Below are 15,572 nucleotides of genomic sequence, written 5' to 3' on the forward strand. Positions count from 1 at the left end.
CCCAGATGCATCGCCCCAGAATCGCCCCGTCCCTCCTGATCGCCTCGCTGGCACTTGCGGGCTGCGACCGCGTCGCCGATGTTGGCAAGCGGCCCGAGTTCACCCCGAATTCCGGAACCTACGAACATCGCGCAATGTCGGTCATCAACCTTCCGGAGACCGTCGAGACGCCGCGCCCGACCGATTCCGCCTCGCTATGGAGCAAGGATCGGCAGTCGCTTCTTGGGGACCGCCGAGCCGGGACGCGCGGCGACATCCTGACGGTGGTGATCGAGATCGACGAAAAGGCCGAGATCTCCAATTCCAGCGAGCGCTCGCGGAGCTCCGGCGAGGAAATGGATGTCACCGATTTTTTCGGTCTGCCACAGAAGATCGAGGCCAGGTTGCCCGACGGCGCTTCGATGGACCCGGCGGTCAAGCTCGGCTCCAAGAGCTCTTCGGAAGGCGACGGTTCGGTTCAGCGGCGCGAGAAGCTGACGCTTCGGGTCGCCGCGACCGTGGTCGAGGTGCTGCAGAACGGCGTGCTCAGGATCCAGGGGAGCCAGGAGGTGCGGGTGAACTTCGAGATACGCGAATTGCTGGTGACGGGCTACGTCCGCCCCGAAGATATCACGCGCCTCAACGAGATCACCTACGACAAGATCGCTTCCGCCAGGATCTCCTACGGCGGTCGCGGGCAGATCACGGATGTGCAGCAGCCGCGCTACGGACAGCAGGTTGCCGACATCATTCTTCCCTTCTGAGGGGTGCGCCGATGCGATTGGTCATTCCGCTCGTGCTGGGAATCGTTGGCGCAGGGGCCGGCGTCGGCGCCGGCTACATGCTGAAGCCCGCTGCGGAAACTCCGCCTGACGGGGAGGTGCATTCTGCCCCGGAAGACTCCCATGCGGCGGTCGCGCAAGATGACGACCATTCGGACGCGCACGGTGAGAGCTCGCAGTCGGGGACCGAATTCGTCAAGCTCAACAACCAGTTCATCGTGCCCGTTCTGAAGAACGGGCACGTGGTATCAATGGTGGTGCTGTCGCTGACGCTGGAGACGGCCGCCGGTCATCAGGAAGAGGTCTATGCGCTGGAGCCGCGGATCCGCGACGCCTTTCTGCAGGTGATGTTCGACTATGCAAATGCCGGCGGGTTCGACGGCACCTTCACTTCCGCCCGCGCGCTTGGCCATCTGAGAGAGGCCCTGAAGGAGACGGGCGTCCGGATCATGGGCAAGTCGCTGGTCGACGTGCTGGTCACCGACATCGCCCGGCAGGACACCTGACGCGACAGGGTCCACGTCCTCGCCCCTGAAGGAAACGCGGCCCTCCGGGGCGGGGACCTTTCTCAGAAATACCCGCGCACCAGCGCTTCGGAGACCAGCGCCCATCCGTCGGCGATGGCGAAGAAGGCGAGCTTGAACGGGAGCGAGACCAGGGCCGGCGGCACCATCATCATGCCCATGGACATCAGGACCGCCGCGACGACGAGGTCGATGATCAGGAAGGGGAGGAAGAGCAGGAAGCCGATCTCGAACGCGGTCGAGATCTCGCTCAGCAGGAAGCTCGGGACAAGGATCGACAGCGGCGGATTTCCGAGGTCCGGCGCCGGGCCTGGGGCGGATTGCCGAAGCGCGGCCATGCGTTCGACCGTCTCCGGATCGGCCCGCGCCACCATGAAGGCCCGGAACGGCTCCATCACCCGGTCGAAGGCGAGACCGGGCTCGACTTCCTCCCGGATCAACGGGCGCAGCCCTTCTGTCCAGGCCTCCGAAAACACCGGGTCCATCACGTAGTAGGTCAGCACGAGCGCCAGGGATACCATCAGCATGTTCGGGGGCGATGATTGAAGCCCGATCGCCTGGCGCAGGATGGACAGCACTGTCACGATCAACGGAAAGCAGGTCGCCATCACCAGCAGGCCGGGGGCGAAACCGAGCAGGCCGACCAACAGGAAGAGCTGGATGCTGGTCCCGGTGAGCGAGCCATTGTCGCCGAGAGAGAGCACGATGTCCTGCGCATGGAGCGGACCCGCGAGGCCACACAGCATCGCGATCGACAGTGCGGCCGGGCAAGCCCATCGGCGCAATTGCGGCGTCATCGCTCCAGCGCCTCGCTCGTCTCGCAGATCTCGGTCAGCCGGACCGCGAGCTGTCCCTCCTTGTCGCCGGTCTGTTCGATCAACTGGCCCCGGGCGATCAGGCGGTCGCCGACAAACAGCTCCACCGGGTCTTCCACCCGCTTGTCGAGCGTCAGCACGGCGTGGCGTTCCAGACCAAGGAGTTCGGAGATCCGCGGCCGCGCGCGACCGACGGACACCACGATCTCGACGGGAACCTGCGAAAACGGGGTGGACCGTTGGGGGGACTGATCCGGATCAGGCATGACGTGCATCCTCTTCGGGCGCGCTGGTTTCAAAGAAGTCGGTGACCGCGTCGCTGATCTCCTGCAGCGCGGCGTCGAGGTCGATCTTCGTCTCCGAACGCCCGAGCCGCAGGAACGCCTGGCCACTGCCGAGGCTCGGCTCCTCGAGAATCGTCAGCGGCGGCGCGACGCGGCCCGAGATCAGGTCCCGCAGCCGCTCTGCGTTGTCCGGGCAGACGGAGATCTCAACCGGCACATCGGCCTGAAGCGTCGAGATCTCGGCAATACGCTCGAAGATCGTCTCGCCCACGGTGTTGTGCACGGCGGCAGGCAGGATCTTGTCGATCAGCCCGCGCAGGATGCCTTCCATCTCCGAAAGGATCGCGTTCCGCGCTTCGTGGTAGGTGAAGGACAGCTCCTGCAGGTTCATTCCGAACTCCGCGGAAATTGTGGTCTGCTGCTCGGAATGGGCTTTCGCCGCGTCATCCCAGCCGGCCCTGTAGCCCTCGTCGAAGGCCTGAAGCCGGTCTTCCTCGCGCGCGCTATCATCTGCTGCCAGCGCATTCGTGCCGGCTTGCATCGCCGTGTCGAAACATTCGAGTGTCAGGGGGCGGCCCATCACGCGTCCTCCCTGTCGTCTTCCATCCAGCTCCGCAGCACTTCCACCGTTTCCTGTTGCCTCTCGGCAATCAGGTTCCGGAGGCGGGCAACCGGATCTTCCGAGCCAGCCGACAGGTCGGGCAGGGCAGGGAGGCCGCTCGAGCCAAAGTCCTTAACGACGTTCATCTCGGGCATCATCGTTGCCGGGATGGCATCCGCGGACAGCGCGGACGGCGGGCCCAGTTCGGCGGGCGCGTGCGGCCTGTCCAGTTCGAGGACGGAGGCGGGCTCGCGGCGGGTCAGGATCGGGCGCACCACGAACAACCCCAGCACCAGCGCGACAAGGCCCAAGGCGGCAACCTGCAGGACGCGGGTGACGTCCAGCCGGTCGAGAACACCGGGCGCGAGGCTCGGCGCGCCTTCGGGAAAGGGCTGGAACTCGAGAGATCTGATGGTGATCTGGTCGCCGCGGCTCTCGTCGAAACCGACCGCTGCGGCGATCAGCGAGCGCAGGTCGTCCAACTCCTCGTCCGACCTCGGTTGGGTGCTGGAGGTCCCGTCCGCGTCGATCACGGAGCGATCGTTGACCATGACGGCCACGGTCAGTCGCCGGATCGCGCCGGGCTCCTTCAGGACCTCCCTGTGGGTTTCGGAGACTTCGAAGTTCACCCGCTCCCGCGTCTCGGAGTCCTGGCTCGACGAATCGGTGCCGCCATTGCCTGCGTCGCCGTCGGGCAGGTTGCTGGCCACCGTCACCGCGCCGCCAGAGGTGCCACGGGAAGTGCTGCTCCGCTCCTCTGTCTCGGTGCTGATGGCGACGCGACTGTCCGGGTCGAAGATCCGCTCCGAGATCGATTCCCGCTCGGTCACGGTCTCCACGCTGACCTCGACCACCGCGTTGCCAGCGCCAACATGAGCCTCGAGGAGGCGTTCGACGTTGCGCTTGAGTGCAGCAGCCCGCCGCCCATCCTCCACCGGCTGGCCATCGGACGATCCGAGAACGAGGCCGCTGTCACCATCGATCACGGTCACGTCTTCCGGCCGCAGCCCGGAGACGGCAGAGGCAACGAGATAGCGGAACGCCTTGCCTTGCGCCTCGGTCAGACCGCCCGCGCCCGCGCTGACGGAGACCGAGGCCGATAGATCCCGCGCGGCGCGGAACCCGTGGCTGGGCGAGGTCGAAATGTGGACCCGGGCACTTCGAATCTGCGGATTCGCGGCGATCGTGCGGGCAAGCTCGCCCTCCTTCGCCCGCCAATAAGCCGCGTCGAACATTTGCGCCGTGGTGCCGAAACCGCTCAGCCCGTCGAGCAGCTCGTAGCCCGCGCTGCCGTTGGCGGGCAGGGACTGGCCGGCAAGAATCATGCGGATCTCGTCGCGTTGGGCGGCGTCCACGTAGATCGCGCTGCCCCGTACCTCGTAGAGCACGCCCTGCTGTTCCAGCGCCGCGACAACCTCTCCGGCGGCGCCGTCCTCCAGCCCGGAATAGAGCAGGTCCATTGAGCGCGCTGTGGCCAGCCGCGACAGACCCAGAACGGCCGCGAACATCAGAACGGTGGAGACAACCGCAATGATGCGTTTGCGATTGTCCAGCCTGGACCAGATTTCGAGAACGTTCTGCACGCGACAACCTCCATTCGACTGACCTTCTGGTCGCGACCCATCTTTGGAAGATCTCGCTTAACAATCAGTTAGCCGTTCCCGGCGTATGGATATCCCTGCGAACCCAAGGGGAGACGAAGATGTCGGACGCATCCGCCGCCGTGGAGACCACGCCGAAGACGGGCAAGTTGAAGCCCATCCTGATCGGGCTGGGGCTTGCCCTGGCACTGGGCGGCGCGGGGTTCTACGCGACCTATTCCGGGATGCTGGACCTCTCCGGAAAGGCGTCTGACGGTCACGCCGCCGCCGCCTCGGTGCCGGACGTCACCTTCGTTCCGGTGGACCCGATTCTCGTGTCGTTTTCCAGCAATGGGCAGTCGCGCCATCTCCGGTTCCGTGCGGATCTCGAAGTGGCGCCGCTCGAGGCCGCCAATGTCGAGGCCCTGATGCCGCGCGTTCTGGACGTGCTGAACAGTTACCTGCGCGCGCTCGAGATCGAGGAACTCGAACGACCCACAGCCTTGATTCGCATTCGGGCGCAGATGTTGCGGCGCGTGCAGATGGTGGTCGGTGAAGACCGCGTGGAGGACCTGCTCGTGACCGAATTCGTTTTGAACTAGGAGGCAAGAATGGCCCTGATTTCCGATGTTCTGCTGATCGCCGGCGCCTTGGGGGCCGCGTTCTACTGCTACATCCTTTCGCGCCGTCTCAACCGCTTCACCAACCTTGAGAAGGGCGTTGGCGGAGCGGTGGCGGTGTTGTCGGTCCAGGTCGACGAGATGACCAAGGCGCTCGAGGGCGCGCGGGCGATGTCGCAAAACTCGGCGGACTCGCTCGAGGCGCTGACGAAGCGCGCGGAAACGGCGGCAGGGCGAATCGAGTTGATCCTCGCATCGCTCCACGACCTTCCCGAGCCCGCGCCGCCCTGCGCCGATCCGCTTCAGGAGCGCAGAGTGCGACGGACCCGGCGTCCAGTGGTCGCGGAGGACCGGCTGTGAGCCGCCCGCGTCGACGCAGGCGGATCGGGAAGAGTGTCCTGACGACCATCAGCCTGCTCTTTCTCGCCTCCGGTCTGTTGCGGATGTTCGACGGTACCGGAGCGGCTCTCGCGCGGGGGCTCGCCGCCGTCGAGATCGGCCGCGAGGACGAACAGGAGACGCTTTTCGAGAGCTGCGAGCCGGATGCGGAGATTCGCGCAACGCTGCAGTTGTTGCGGGATCGCGCCGCGGAGCTCGACGAAAGGGAAGCCGAGATCGCGTATCGGGCGCAGTCCTTGAAGGTCGCGGAGGAGGAGGTTCGCATCAACCTCGCGGCGCTCCAATCTGCGGAGGAGTCGCTGAAGGCGACGCTGGCACTTGCCGACGGCGCCGCAGAGGCGGATCTCGACCGGCTCACGAATGTCTATCAGAGCATGAAGCCCAAGGATGCCGCTGCCGTCTTCGAGGAGATGGACCCCAGCTTCGCCGCCGGGTTCCTGGCGCGCATGAGGCCCGAGGTCGCGGCCGAGGTACTCGCGGGCCTGTCGTCCCAGAAGGCCTACACCGTCAGTGTCGTCCTTGCCGGGCGCAATACCGGTGTGCCCGTCGAATAGGGCGGGGATCAGCCAATCTTAACCGATGCCTGCGACCATGCCGGGCAAGGAAATCTGCGCCAGTGGAGCTCACTCGTGATCGGACTCGTCGGTATCGTCATCATCTTCGTCATGGTCTTCGGCGGCTACATTGCCGCCGGCGGCAAGATGGCGATCATTCTCAAGTCATTGCCATACGAACTCACCATGATCGGCGGAGCTGCGGTGGGAGCTTTCGTGATCTCCAACGACATCTCGGCGATCAAGCACACGCTGAAAGACGTCGGAAAGGTCTTCAAGGGACCGAAGTGGAAGCCGCAGGATTACCGCGATCTTCTCTGCCTGCTCTTCGAACTGATCCGGTTGGCGCGGCAGAACCCGGTCGGCCTGGAGGAGCATATCGAGGCGCCGAAGGACTCCGCGATCTTCTCGGCCTATCCGAGGATTCTCGCCGATGCCGAAGCGGTCGACCTGATCAGCGACACCTTGCGTTCCGCCTCCATGAACTACGACGACCCTCACCAGGTGGAGGAGGTTCTCGAGAAGCGCATGGAGGCCAACCAGGCCCACGCGCTGCATTCGAGCCATGCCCTGCAGACGATGGCCGACGGGCTGCCGGCGCTCGGCATCGTCGCCGCGGTTCTGGGCGTTATCAAGACCATGGGATCCATCGATCAACCGCCGGAAATCCTTGGAAAGCTGATCGGCGGGGCGTTGGTCGGCACCTTTCTGGGCGTGTTTCTCGCCTACGGTCTCGTCGGTCCGTTCGCGGAGAAGGTTCGCGACGTGACCGAGGAGGATGCCCATTTCTACCGGCTGATCCGGGAGGTGCTGGTTGCGAACCTGCACAGCCACGCGACCAATATCTGCATCGAGGTTGGCCGCCAGAACACGCCGAGCCACATCCGGCCGAGCTTTTCCGATCTCGAGGAGGCCCTCAAGGAGGTAAAGCAGAGGGATGCGGCATGACAATTCGCTGGGCCGCCATCGCGATCTGTCTCGGGCTCGCGTCGCCCGCAATGGCCGAGAACGTCCGGGTGCTCTCCGGCGAACATGCGGACTTCTCGCGGATCGTTCTCATCTTCGGCAAGCCCGTCTCCTGGGAGGAAGAGAATACGAACGGCGGCTTCTCGCTGCGCTTTGATCGCTCCGACATGTCGTTCGACTTTTCCAGGGTTTTCGATCTCATCCCGCGCGACAGGATCCAGGCGATCTCCTTCGATGCCGAGCGCGGGTCTCTGGAAATGGAGAGCGATTGCGGCTGTTCGATGCAGGTGTTCTGGGCCGGAAAAAACACCGTTGCGATCGACATTGCCACCGATCCGGAGGCGGATATTGCAGCGCTGCCGGCGTTGACCTCTGGTCTGCCGATGCGGCCGTCGGGGTTTTCCAGTTTCGGCGTTCCGGTGCTTGGTTTCTCGATCGGGCGAGACATTGGAAGCCCACCGGTGGGGAGGCCCGGGAGAGCCGCGAATTCGTTGACGGAGCAGGAACTCGACGCGGGAACCAGAAACCACAAGGCCATGGAGGAGGCGCTGCTCCGGCAGCTCGGTCGTGCTGCCAGCCAGGGCTTGGTGGATGTCCGGCTTCCCGACGGCCGGGCCGACGACGAGGCACCCACGTCGCGCCTTCCGGGTGGTTTCCGGCAGGCCGGACATCTGAATTCGGAAACCGTCTTCGATCAGTTCCTGCCCCCGGCCGAGCCAGGTTCAAGAAGTCATGCGCCCGATGCCTGTGGCGAGGAGGCGCTCTACGATCCTGCACAATGGCGGACGGATCCGGCTGACGACGCGATCTCAAGGGCGCGCGGGCAGATCCTCGACGCACGGGAAAACCCGGATGCCACCGCCGTGGCGCATCTCGTACGGACCTATCTCTCTCTGGGATTCGGCGCAGAGGCGCGTGCTGTTCTGCAAGAGTTTCATGAGATCGATCTTGGCGCCCCCTACCTGCGCGCCATCGCCGATCTCATGGATCCTCCCGCGCAGCCCCGGAGCGATCAATTGTCCGCGCTTTCGCGATGCGGTGGCCCCGCAGCCGTTTGGGCGGCCCTCGGAGAAACGGATCCAACCCAGCTTGCGGACCTGAACACCGAGGACGTGCAGAGCTGGTTCTTCCGTTTTCCACCCAACCTCCGTCGGCAATTGGGGCCTAGGCTGGTGAAAACCCTCCATGCCGCCGGACATGTCGATGCCGCCGAAAGCGTCAGGAATTCCCTGGGTAGGTCGCTGGAGAAATCCGCGCCCGATCTGGTTCTGCTGGACGCAACAACGCGGATCTCACCTTCGCGGACCGAGGCCGCACTCGCCAAGCTGCCCGATCTTCAGTCAAGTGACGCAGCCGCCTCCGCCGAGGCGACGAACCTACTGTTGAAACAGGGGTTGCGTGACGGGCGTTTGGAGCCCCGCACGGTCACCCTGGCGGAAGCTCTCGCGGCAGAAACAGCCGGCAGCGAAATCGGCTTGGAGCTCCTGTCCGGCATTGCACAGGGGCATGCCATGTTGGGTGATTTCGGCAGTTCCCTGGCGTTTCACAGGAAATGGGCGGAGGTCTCGACCGACAACAACGGGCCGGACCAGACCCTTTCCAGGATCGTTTCGGAAATGGTGGCGCAGGAAGATGATTCCGCGCTGCTGAGGTATCTCGAAGGAGGCGACCCTGTCCGCGATCCGGAACGGCTATCGAAGGAAACGAGATTCGATGTGGCAGAGCGGTTGCTGGAGGTCGGTCTCTGGCGGCCCGCGCAGGCGGTATTGGCACGCCAACGGGGAGACGGCAGCCTTCGCTACAGGCAGTTGAGCGCCGAGGCGGCTCTTCAGGGGCGCGATGCCAAGCTTGCCTTGGCGATGCTGGCCGGCGAGCCCGACCCGGAAAGCGCCTTGATCCGGGCGCGAGCGCTTAGCGCGACGGGCAACCACGCCGAGGCTTCGCACCTTCTGTTCGATGCCGGAGACAGGCCAGGGGCCGCCAGAGAGGCCTGGCTATCAGGGCAAGCCGACCTGATCGGGAACTATGGTGGGGCGCCGGAACAGTCCCTTGTCGCCGTGAGCAGTGCCGATCCAGGCGCGGCTGCCGGAAGCCTGACGGAGGATCGAGAAGCGATCACGCTGGACAAGGCCCGCACCCTTCTCGGGCGAAGTGGAGAGATGCGTGCGCATCTCTCAAGCCTGTTTTCCGAGAGATGACCATCTTCCCGATCGATGCCGGCGCACCCGTTCCATGGGAAACGTGCTGGTAACCTTCCGGGATTAGTACGGGAACCGGGAGCGACCAGAAAGGTGCGCGGATGTTTGCGAAGACCGACCGGCCGATGCATGGCAGCAACGGATTGGCACCAGGCATAGCCCGGAGCGCCGCCTTTGCCGCCTTCTTGACCCTGGCGGCCCTGAACGCGGGGACCGGGGTGCAGGCTGCGGGGGGCGAGACCAACATCTGTCTGCATTGGGCAGAGGTCGCGGCGCGGGAGCAGGGGGTACCCGTCGCGCTGATGAAGGCGATCGCGACGGTCGAGAGCGGGCGGCGCTCACGTGGAGAGAAAATGCCGTGGCCATGGACCGCGCATTCCGACGGGCGCGGCCACTGGTTCGATAGCGCCGGTGACGCGAAAGCCTTCATTTCCGCGCGCCTCGATCAAGGGCATCGGAACGTTGATGTGGGTTGTTTCCAGGTGAACGTGAAATGGCATGGCGAGCATTTTGCGAGCCTCGACGCCATGCTCGAACCGTCTGGAAACGCCCGTTACGCGGCGCGCTTCCTGCGCGAACTTCACCGTGAGCTTGGCAATTGGGAAAGCGCGGCGGCCGCCTATCACTCCCGGACACCCGAACATGCGGCGCGCTACACTGGGCTGCTCGCGCCTGTCATTGCCCGATACGGCGGCATGGAGGCCACGCCCCGAAAGGCCGTACTCCTTGCCGGGAGCCGGGGCGATGCGATCGCTCTCCCGACCGAGGTCGAGGACATGGGCGAACGTGCAATGGCTTCCCTCGTCCCGCTCGGCTTCCGGGCCGCAGCCGGGCCGTTGTTCTGATCGCGGGGCGGGAATACCATGCCATCTTCCGTCTCCAAGCTCTTCAATCCCACGGTCCTTCTGTCCGTTGCCCTCATGGCGATCATCGTGATGATGATCCTGCCGATGCCCGCCTGGGTGCTGGACGTGGGGCTCGCTGCCTCGTTCGCACTGGCGATCCTGATCTTCACCGTCACTCTGTTCATCGAACGGCCACTCGATTTCTCCTCCTTCCCGACGGTGCTGCTCGCCTCGCTGATGCTGCGCCTGTCGCTCAACGTCTCGTCCACCAAGCTCATCATCGGCCAGGGCCACACCGGCACAGCCGCCGCCGGCAACGTCATCGAGGGATTTGCGATGTTCGTGATGGGGGGCAGCGTCTTTCTCGGGCTCGTGGTGTTCTGCGTGCTCCTGATCGTCAATTTCATCGTGATCACCAAGGGTGCGACACGCATGGCCGAGGTCGGTGCCCGGTTCGCGCTCGACGGAATGCCGGGAAAGCAGCTCGCGATCGACAGTGACATGGCGGCCGGTGCGATCGACCATGCGGAGGCAAAGGCCCGCAGGGAGCTCGAGCAGGCGGAGACGACGTTCTTCGGCTCGCTGGACGGGGCGTCGAAGTTCGTGAAGGGCGACGCGATTGCCGGCTTGCTGATCACCGCCATGAACCTCGTGATGGGGCTGGTGATGGGGCTGGCGGTGCATCACATGCCGATTGGCCAGGCGCTCGAAACCTACGCGATCCTGACGGTCGGCGATGGGCTGGTCTCGCAGATTCCGGCGGTGATCATCTCCGTCGCCTCGGCCCTCCTGCTGGCGCGGGGGGGCGACAAGGGCGCGACGGATCTTGCGGTCTTTTCCCAGCTCAACAGGTATCCGCAGGCCCTGCTGACGGTGGGCGCCCTGATGATGATCTTCGCCCTGGTCCCGGGGTTTCCCTTTCTCCCGTTTCTGACGGGCGCAATCGTTCTCTCTTCCATCGGCTGGATCGGCTTGCGCAAGGCGACCCGCATGGCCGAGGAGGAAGAGGGCGAGGAGCCCAAGGACAGCCCGGCGCCACCGAAGCGGATCGGCGACGTGCTGGATCTCGACGACATCCACCTGGAGTTCGCGCCCGACCTCGTGTCTCTCGTGCTGGACCCGGCAACGGGTCTCGAAGCGCGGATCGCCAACATGCGAAACCACGTCGCCGCGACCTTTGGCCTGATCCTCCCCGAGATACGTCTGACCGATAACGCCGCCCTCCCGATGGGGACCTACCTGATCCGCATTCACGGCGTGGAACAGGCACGGGACCGGCTGCGATCGGGTGAATTGCTCGCCCTGGCGTCGGGCGACACAGGCTCCCTGCCCATCGGCGAGGATGTGAAGGAGCCGGTCTATGGCGCACCGGCCCGCTGGATCGCCGCCTCCGATCGCGAAACCGCAGCCCTTGCCGGAACGACGATCGTTTCGCCGGCCGAGGTCCTCGCGACCCACCTGCTGGAAGTGGTCAAACGGAACTTCTCGCGGCTTCTGAGCCTCAAGGCGCTGCGTCGGTTGCTCAAGGAATTGACCGACCTGTCGGACGCCGCGCGCGCGGATGCCAACCGGAAACTGATCGACGAGCTGATTCCGGACCGCGTCCCGCTCGACATGCTTTTGCCGGTCCTGCGGCTGCTCCTCGATGAGCAGGTCTCGATCCGGAACCTGCCGCTGATCCTCGAAGCGATTGCCGAGGCGCGGGGAAGCTTCACCGCTCCGGAAGCGATCTGCGAGCACGTGCGCCAACGGTTGGGGTTCCAGATCGTCGCGGACATGCGGCGCGAGGATGGGACGGTCCCGCTGCTGCAACTTGCGCCGGAATGGGAAGATCTCTTTGCCTCCTATCAGGTCGACGGCCCCCCTGGCGTGGAAACCGTGGCGCTGCCGCCGGACGGGATCGGCCGACTGGGCGCGGCGGTCGGGGAACGTCTGGCGCGGGCGGCCGATGCGGGTACCTATCCGGCCCTCGTGACCTCGGCCCGGCGCCGGCGATTCCTGTCGCTGGTGCTCGGGGCCAAAGGGATCAGTGCGCCCGTTCTGTCGTTCGAGGAGCTGGGCATGGATGCGCGCCCGGCCATCGTGGGCGTGGTGCCGCGGTGATGGAGGAACTGACGGCACTGGCGGGCATCGGGCAGGCGGGCCTGCTCGCCGGTTTCGTCGTTTTCCTTCGGGTCGGGGCCGCGATGGCCGTGCTTCCGGCCTTCGGGGAGCAGAACATACCGCCGCGCATCCGGCTGTCTCTTGCGCTCGCCTTCACGCTGATCGTCGCGCCCGCAGTCGACGTCTCCGGCGTCCAGGCCAGCCCCGCCGTCCTGCTGCCGCTCCTCGCGACGGAGCCACTCGTCGGCCTGGCCTTTGGCCTGGTGCTTCGCTTGATGATTTTCGTCCTGCAGATGGCGGGCTCGATGGCCGCGCAATCCACCTCGCTGTCGCAACTTCTCGGCGGCGCCGCGGGGGAGCCGTTGCCAGCCTTCGGCCATGTGCTGGTGATCGGGGGGCTGGCCCTCGCCGTCCTCTCGGGCCTGCATGTCCGCATCGCGGAAGCGCTCGTTGCGAGCTATGTCGACTTCCCGATCGGCCTCGGGATCGACAGCGCCACGCTGGCCGAAATCTGGGTGGCGCGGGTTGGTGATGCGTTCGCCCTGGCGTTCTCGTTGGCGGCGCCTTTCGTGATCGCGGCGTTTCTTTACAACCTCGCGCTCGGAGCCATAAACCGGGCGATGCCCCAGTTGATGGTCGTCCTCGTTGGCGCTCCGGCGATCACGGCCGGCGGCCTCGCGTTGCTCGCCCTGCTGGCCCCATTGCTGCTGCAGCTCTGGCTCGAGGTGCTTCAGGACGTTCTCGCCGATCCCTTCGGAGGCGGGAGATGAGCGGCGAGGACGATACCGAGAAGCAACACGAGCCAACCCAGAAGAAGCTCGACGACGCGCGCCGGAAGGGCGAGATCCCGAGGTCGAACGACGTCACGGCCGCCCTGGCTCTCGGCGGTCTGCTGCTCGTGCTGGCCTTCGGCGGCGGCTGGGTCTCGACGCGGATCGGAACCCTCGGGATCGGCCTGCTGCAACAGGCGGCCTGGGTCGAGCCGCGCTCGGGTGCGTTTGCCGGGGCGGTCTCCGCCACCTCCCTTGCCTCCGCGCTCGCGACAGCGGCCCTGCCGGTTTTCGTCGTGCCGCCGATCCTTGTCATCGTGGCGTTGCTGGCGTTTCGCGGGCTCGTGTTCGCCCCCGACAAGCTGTCGTTCCGGCTGTCCCGCCTTTCCCCGATCTCCAACGCGAAGAACAAGTTCGGAAGGGCGGGCCTGTTCGAGTTCGGGAAGAGCGCGGTCAAGCTGCTCATCGTGTCGGCCGTGCTCGGAATCTTCCTTGCGGCGCGGTCAGAGCGCATCGGCGGAACGATGCAGTTGCGCCCGCAGGCGGTTGCGGTGGAACTTGGGCGGCTGTCGCTCGAGTTCATCGGCATCCTCGTGGCGCTGCTCGCGGTGATTGGCGGGCTGGATCTGCTGTGGCAGATCGCCGAGCACCGACGCCGCAACCGGATGTCCCGCAAGGAACTGCAGGACGAGACCAAGGACAGCGAGGGCGACCCACATGTAAAGCAGGTCCGGCGGCAGCGCGGGCAGCAGATCGCGATGAGCTCCATGCTGCGGGATGTCGGGGAAAGCTCGGTGGTCGTGGTCAATCCCGAGCACTACGCGGTCGCCCTGAAATGGGACCCGACCTTTGCCGGCCCGCCGCTCTGCACCGCCAAGGGCACCGACCATGTGGCCGCGCGCATCCGGGAAGCGGCGCGGGAGGCCGGCGTGCCGATCCACCGCGATCCACCCACGGCGCGGGCAATTCATGCGACGGTCGAGATCGGCGCCGAGATCCTTCCCGAACATTATCGGCCGGTGGCGGCGGCGATCCGGTTTGCCGAGAGCATGCGACAGATCGCGCGAAAGAAGGTGTTGGAGTGACATGGTGACCAAGCGCGACAAGGCGCAACTGGATGCGCTTTGCCAGATCACCGAGATCGGCTGGGCGGCTGCCGGTCAGGGTTTGCGGGACGCCGTGGCGGCGGAGCGCGAAATCAGCGGGAAGCTGGCGGCCCTTGCGCAGTCGCGGCACTCCAACCTGGGCTCGCTGAACGGGGCGGAGCAGGTCGATTCCGGCACGTTCCAGTTCATCTCGGATTGGCTCAGGTGGTCGGAAAGGGAGCGCCAGCGGCTCAACCTCGAACTCGCCCGGCGCCGGGCGGCCCTGGAGGCCGAGCAGGCCAAGGCGCGAAAGGCATTCGGGCGGCGCGAGGCCGCCCGACAGCTCCGGGATCGTGGCTAGATCGACCTCAAGCGGATCAGGCGTCGCCCGCTGCGAGGAAGGCTTCCACGTCGGCGCGGCGCGGCATCGGTTCCACCGCACCGAACCCCTGCGTGGAGAGCGCAGCGGCCGCGTTGGCATACCGGGCAGCGGCGAAGGGGTCGTCACCGAGGACGGTTCGGGCGAGGAAGGTGCCGTCGAACGTGTCGCCGGCGCCGGTGGCGTCGACCGGCTTCACCTTGCGGCCCGCAATCAGTTCGCGGCGCTCGGGGGTGGCGACCATGGTGCCGCGGGCCCCGAGGGTCAGGGCAACGACCTTGGCGCCGAGACCGAGGTAGAAATCGACGATCGCCTCGGGTTCTTCGAGGCCGGTCAGGTGAATCGCGTCATCCAGGCCGGGCAGGGCGATGTCGCATTTGGCGACGCCTGCGTGAATTACCGCACGGGCGCGGTCGAGCGGCCAAAGCTTCAGTCGCAGGTTGGTGTCGTAGGATACCAGCCCACCGGCGGCCTTGGTGATGTCGATGGCCTCGAAGACGGCGTCGGCCGCCGAGGCGGAAATCGCCTGGCTGATGCCCGAGACGTGCAGGATCTTTGTCGAGCGGAGCGCTTCGACCGGCAGATCGGCCGGCGACATGGTGCTGGCCGCGGACCCGGCCCGGAAATAGCTGAACTCGTGCCCATCCGGCCCGTGGGTCACGAAGTAGACGGCCGTCGGCGCCGTGGAGATCTGCTTGACGCTCGACGCGTCGACGCCCTCGGCGGCCCAGAGATCGATGAACCCGTTGCCGAACGTGTCGTTTCCGAGCAGCGTGAAGTAGCCGGCCTTGACCCCCTGCCGAGCAGCGGCGCAAGCGGCGTTGGAGGTGTCGCCACCGTGCCCGGGTTTGTACATCCCGTCAGGCTGCTGGTTGAACTCCAGCATGGGTTCGCCGAGGCAGAGGATGTCTGTGGTCATGTTTCGCGTCTCGCTGATCGAATGAAGGTTCGTCCCGCATCTTCCGGGAAGCTGTGCAGACAATAGTGTAATGTGCACTGATATGCTAGCGGGACAAATTGCGGCAGGCCCCGAGTGCGGCGTTTCACACCCGTCGCCCGGAGTGTCGCAGTCCCTGCGCCGTCGATCT

General features: G+C 65.6%; 17 protein-coding genes. 12 read left to right on the top strand and 5 right to left on the bottom strand.

Annotated elements, in window-relative coordinates:
- Positions 1 to 5: 5 nt before the first annotated feature.
- Both flgH and CHB86_RS14555 read left to right on the top strand, forming a co-directional pair.
- Positions 6 to 743, top strand: a complete 738-nt coding sequence (flgH, locus tag CHB86_RS14550) for a flagellar basal body L-ring protein FlgH (RefSeq protein ID WP_089233783.1) — start codon at positions 6 to 8, stop codon at positions 741 to 743.
- An 11-nt stretch (positions 744 to 754) separates the two neighbouring features.
- Entirely contained in the window at positions 755 to 1,267 is a 513-nt protein-coding gene (locus CHB86_RS14555) for a flagellar basal body-associated FliL family protein (protein ID WP_089233784.1), read from the top strand.
- Positions 1,268 to 1,329: 62 nt separating this feature from the next.
- On the opposite strand, the gene fliP is transcribed toward CHB86_RS14555, so the two are convergent.
- Genes fliP through fliF form a run of 4 tightly spaced genes read right to left on the bottom strand, consistent with a single transcriptional unit; the run spans position 1,330 to position 4,568 of the window.
- Positions 1,330 to 2,082, bottom strand: a complete 753-nt coding sequence (fliP, locus tag CHB86_RS14560; protein ID WP_089233785.1) for a flagellar type III secretion system pore protein FliP — start codon at positions 2,080 to 2,082, stop codon at positions 1,330 to 1,332.
- Positions 2,079 to 2,366, bottom strand: coding sequence for a FliM/FliN family flagellar motor switch protein (locus CHB86_RS14565; RefSeq protein WP_089233786.1), 288 nt, complete (start codon positions 2,364 to 2,366; stop codon positions 2,079 to 2,081). The genes fliP and CHB86_RS14565 overlap by 4 nt, the downstream gene beginning before the upstream one ends.
- Positions 2,359 to 2,964, bottom strand: coding sequence for a FliH/SctL family protein (locus CHB86_RS14570; RefSeq protein WP_089233787.1), 606 nt, complete (start codon positions 2,962 to 2,964; stop codon positions 2,359 to 2,361). The genes CHB86_RS14565 and CHB86_RS14570 overlap by 8 nt, the downstream gene beginning before the upstream one ends.
- Positions 2,964 to 4,568 carry a flagellar basal-body MS-ring/collar protein FliF gene (gene fliF, locus CHB86_RS14575; protein WP_089233788.1) on the bottom strand — a complete coding sequence of 535 codons (1,605 nt, stop codon included), beginning with the start codon at positions 4,566 to 4,568 and terminating at the stop codon, positions 2,964 to 2,966. Before fliF ends, CHB86_RS14570 begins: the two co-directional genes overlap by 1 nt.
- Positions 4,569 to 4,687: 119 nt before the next feature.
- Here fliF and CHB86_RS14580 point away from each other — a divergent pair, with 119 nt between their 5' ends.
- The 10 genes from CHB86_RS14580 to CHB86_RS14625 all read left to right on the top strand — a co-directional run bounded on the left by CHB86_RS14580 (position 4,688) and on the right by CHB86_RS14625 (position 14,466).
- Complete coding sequence (locus CHB86_RS14580) at positions 4,688 to 5,167, top strand: flagellar basal body-associated FliL family protein (protein WP_089233789.1); 480 nt, start codon at positions 4,688 to 4,690, stop codon at positions 5,165 to 5,167.
- Between the two features lie 9 nt (positions 5,168 to 5,176).
- On the top strand, positions 5,177 to 5,545 hold the full coding sequence (locus CHB86_RS14585; protein WP_089233790.1) for a hypothetical protein: 369 nt from the start codon (positions 5,177 to 5,179) through the stop codon (positions 5,543 to 5,545).
- The gene (locus tag CHB86_RS14590) at positions 5,542 to 6,138 is read left to right on the top strand and encodes a MotE family protein (RefSeq protein ID WP_089233791.1); all 597 of its coding nucleotides are present in this window, start codon (positions 5,542 to 5,544) and stop codon (positions 6,136 to 6,138) included. Before CHB86_RS14585 ends, CHB86_RS14590 begins: the two co-directional genes overlap by 4 nt.
- A gap of 75 nt (positions 6,139 to 6,213) precedes the next feature.
- Positions 6,214 to 7,086 carry a flagellar motor stator protein MotA gene (gene motA, locus CHB86_RS14595; RefSeq protein WP_089233792.1) on the top strand — a complete coding sequence of 291 codons (873 nt, stop codon included), beginning with the start codon at positions 6,214 to 6,216 and terminating at the stop codon, positions 7,084 to 7,086.
- Positions 7,083 to 9,302 carry a hypothetical protein gene (locus CHB86_RS14600; protein WP_089233793.1) on the top strand — a complete coding sequence of 740 codons (2,220 nt, stop codon included), beginning with the start codon at positions 7,083 to 7,085 and terminating at the stop codon, positions 9,300 to 9,302. Before motA ends, CHB86_RS14600 begins: the two co-directional genes overlap by 4 nt.
- 101 nt (positions 9,303 to 9,403) lie before the next feature.
- On the top strand, positions 9,404 to 10,147 hold the full coding sequence (locus CHB86_RS14605) for a transglycosylase SLT domain-containing protein (protein ID WP_089233794.1): 744 nt from the start codon (positions 9,404 to 9,406) through the stop codon (positions 10,145 to 10,147).
- An 18-nt stretch (positions 10,148 to 10,165) separates the two neighbouring features.
- Positions 10,166 to 12,250: a flagellar biosynthesis protein FlhA gene (flhA, locus tag CHB86_RS14610; protein ID WP_089233795.1), complete on the top strand. Its 2,085-nt coding sequence runs from the start codon at positions 10,166 to 10,168 to the stop codon at positions 12,248 to 12,250.
- Entirely contained in the window at positions 12,250 to 13,020 is a 771-nt protein-coding gene (locus CHB86_RS14615) for a flagellar biosynthetic protein FliR (protein ID WP_089233796.1), read from the top strand. Before flhA ends, CHB86_RS14615 begins: the two co-directional genes overlap by 1 nt.
- The gene (locus CHB86_RS14620; RefSeq protein WP_089233797.1) at positions 13,017 to 14,105 is read left to right on the top strand and encodes an EscU/YscU/HrcU family type III secretion system export apparatus switch protein; all 1,089 of its coding nucleotides are present in this window, start codon (positions 13,017 to 13,019) and stop codon (positions 14,103 to 14,105) included. The genes CHB86_RS14615 and CHB86_RS14620 overlap by 4 nt, the downstream gene beginning before the upstream one ends.
- Positions 14,106 to 14,109: 4 nt before the next feature.
- Complete coding sequence (locus tag CHB86_RS14625; RefSeq protein ID WP_141134902.1) at positions 14,110 to 14,466, top strand: hypothetical protein; 357 nt, start codon at positions 14,110 to 14,112, stop codon at positions 14,464 to 14,466.
- A 16-nt stretch (positions 14,467 to 14,482) separates the two neighbouring features.
- Here the strand turns inward: CHB86_RS14625 and CHB86_RS14630 are convergent, their stop codons facing one another.
- Positions 14,483 to 15,403: a sugar kinase gene (locus CHB86_RS14630; protein WP_089233799.1), complete on the bottom strand. Its 921-nt coding sequence runs from the start codon at positions 15,401 to 15,403 to the stop codon at positions 14,483 to 14,485.
- Positions 15,404 to 15,572 lie beyond the last annotated feature (169 nt).

The organism is Tropicimonas sediminicola (assembly GCF_900188335.1).
GTDB classification, from domain to species: domain Bacteria; phylum Pseudomonadota; class Alphaproteobacteria; order Rhodobacterales; family Rhodobacteraceae; genus Tropicimonas; species Tropicimonas sediminicola.

Coding starts and splice junctions, on each gene's coding strand:
- CHB86_RS14585 (WP_089233790.1), top strand. CDS start 5,177: ATGGCCCTGATTTCCGATGTTCTGCTGATCGCCGGCGCCTTGGGGGCC.
- CHB86_RS14600 (WP_089233793.1), top strand. CDS start 7,083: ATGACAATTCGCTGGGCCGCCATCGCGATCTGTCTCGGGCTCGCGTCG.
- flhA (WP_089233795.1), top strand. CDS start 10,166: ATGCCATCTTCCGTCTCCAAGCTCTTCAATCCCACGGTCCTTCTGTCC.
- CHB86_RS14565 (WP_089233786.1), bottom strand. CDS start 2,366: ATGCCTGATCCGGATCAGTCCCCCCAACGGTCCACCCCGTTTTCGCAG.
- CHB86_RS14570 (WP_089233787.1), bottom strand. CDS start 2,964: ATGGGCCGCCCCCTGACACTCGAATGTTTCGACACGGCGATGCAAGCC.
- CHB86_RS14580 (WP_089233789.1), top strand. CDS start 4,688: ATGTCGGACGCATCCGCCGCCGTGGAGACCACGCCGAAGACGGGCAAG.
- CHB86_RS14555 (WP_089233784.1), top strand. CDS start 755: ATGCGATTGGTCATTCCGCTCGTGCTGGGAATCGTTGGCGCAGGGGCC.
- CHB86_RS14620 (WP_089233797.1), top strand. CDS start 13,017: ATGAGCGGCGAGGACGATACCGAGAAGCAACACGAGCCAACCCAGAAG.
- fliP (WP_089233785.1), bottom strand. CDS start 2,082: ATGACGCCGCAATTGCGCCGATGGGCTTGCCCGGCCGCACTGTCGATC.
- CHB86_RS14605 (WP_089233794.1), top strand. CDS start 9,404: ATGTTTGCGAAGACCGACCGGCCGATGCATGGCAGCAACGGATTGGCA.
- flgH (WP_089233783.1), top strand. CDS start 6: ATGCATCGCCCCAGAATCGCCCCGTCCCTCCTGATCGCCTCGCTGGCA.
- CHB86_RS14630 (WP_089233799.1), bottom strand. CDS start 15,403: ATGACCACAGACATCCTCTGCCTCGGCGAACCCATGCTGGAGTTCAAC.
- CHB86_RS14615 (WP_089233796.1), top strand. CDS start 12,250: ATGGAGGAACTGACGGCACTGGCGGGCATCGGGCAGGCGGGCCTGCTC.